The organism is Mesorhizobium sp. M5C.F.Ca.IN.020.29.1.1 (assembly GCF_003997375.1).
Classification (GTDB): Bacteria; Pseudomonadota; Alphaproteobacteria; order Rhizobiales; family Rhizobiaceae; genus Mesorhizobium; species Mesorhizobium wenxiniae.
Window position 1 is genome coordinate 1 of the sequence record NZ_RZSW01000843.1, and the last position, 1888, is coordinate 1888.

Annotated in this window: 2 protein-coding genes; both read right to left on the reverse strand. The window is 57.6% G+C overall.

Features of this window, described 5'->3' with window-relative positions:
• Positions 1-797 (reverse strand): hypothetical protein (locus tag EOA85_RS34180; RefSeq protein ID WP_164760095.1); only part of this gene is annotated, 797 nt, incomplete at its 3' end.
• Positions 798-810: 13 nt separating this feature from the next.
• Positions 811-1888: hypothetical protein (locus EOA85_RS34185; protein WP_206523451.1), on the reverse strand; the 1078-nt coding region annotated here is incomplete at its 5' end.

The following is a 1888-nucleotide window of genomic DNA, read 5'->3' on the forward strand; positions in this document are numbered from 1 at the left end:
ATCGCAAAGTAAAATTCGCGAAAACCCGGACGTGAGAACATATCATGAATACCCATTCGGGCATAGCTGCTCCGTTTTTGTTCGATCAGCTTTGCAATGGTCCACTCGATCTCGGCCTGCTCTTGCACGTCTACAAAGCGAATCGCCCCGCCACCTTGCTTGGCGAGGTTTTTGGCCTTGCGCCGGTGGGTATGCAGCGTCGAATTCGAAAACTTTGACGCATAAAACCGATCCCAGTTCGCTTCCGGGAGGGTTGCGACATGTCCGCCGCAATTAGCCAGCAAGACTGGCAAGTCGAGAAAAGGATTAGGTTGAGAGCCGACAACACTGGGCATATTGTAAAATTCGACAGCGTCGAAACGAAGTTGAGGATAGTCTTGAATCGTCCGAATTATGTCTTTCCAAAGGCGGCCGAATTGCCCAGGTTTCACGTGATCGCTAAAATTTATCGCCAGGATGGGCGAATTATAATCGCACAATTCCGATCCAAACCAGACCAGCCGGCGGATCAGACCATGGCGTTCGATCGCCAATGGCAGAATAAAAACCGCCACGCCGGTATCGTCGAGACCCAGCACGATCACCGGAATCAGTTTCTCTTTGGAGCCGATGTGGCGATACCATTCCATCTGCCAATCAAACAATTGGAATACGGTACAATCCGCATGTTGCTCTAATGTTCTCCACTGAGCTTCCACCGCGTCCATATCGGTGAAAATTTGCAGAGCAATATTCGCCGTCGTCATTGGGTGTCCAATGTAACAATGTTCTGCTTGAAATCCCAAACCCAGCGCCATGATCGATGTCTCCTCAAGTCTGGAGCGGCGACTCGGTCGGTCGCTCGTGCTGCGCGGGGCCGGCGGCAGAATCCAGTTTCACCGCGAAGGCCAAAATCAGGGCGGCACATGCACCCTCGATGCTGACGGCGAGCGTCCAGCCTAGGACCAGGCCTTGAAGTCCACCAAGCTTCGCCCCCGCGACCACGAAGCACAGCTCCAGCAATCCGCCAAGCGCGAACCAGCGAGATGCCTTGCGCATCCTGTCTCCCAACCGCGCCAGCGTACAGGCATGAAATTTGAGCGTTGATCCCAACAGGCTGAAGCCGAGGAAGCGCAGGCTCGAACCGGCGATCTCAGGATACGCTGGATTGAAGACCGCAAGGATCTGCTGCGAATAGGTGAAGACTATGACGGCGCAGACCAGCGAGAAGAGCAATGACGCCGTCACCGATACAAGGACATCGTGTCTGGATTGTTTTGGGCATGCCCGGATCACGGGGAACAGGACCGTGGCCATGGCTGCGGGAATCAATGACGCCATAGTGACCAGCATCCACAACGCCACGAAGGCGGCATTTGTGGTGGGCGACAGGAGAACCAGCACAAGGTAGGGCATGATGACGCTCGGGGCCTGCACGGCCACATCGAGCGCGTAATGGTCGACCACCTTGCGTCGGAGAATATGGAGCAGCTGAAAATCGGGGACCCCAACAAGACGACGCGCGCCGCCCCGGGTCAAGAGATCGACGCCGACAAAGGACGCCAGCAGGCCGGCCACCCAGGTCAGAAGCAGCGCGGCACTGGACGTGTGGCCGGCGGCCGCAGCGCAGGCGATCAGCAGCAGCTTGAATGTGGAGAACAGCACTTGCCGGATCATCCTGCCGGTGCTGCGCAGGTTGCCGACGAAGGCCTGGTCGACCATCATGGCGAGAACCGTCAGGCCGCAGCCGAGGACGAATGCAACTCTTTGGAGCCAGCCGCCGATCGACTCGGTCGAGCTGTTGAGGTACGCATCTCCGAAGACAAACACCACGGCCAGGCCGACCCCCAGCACCACCCCGATGGACGCTGCAGCGGCCACGAGGCCGCGGTCCCTGCCTGGATGCCGT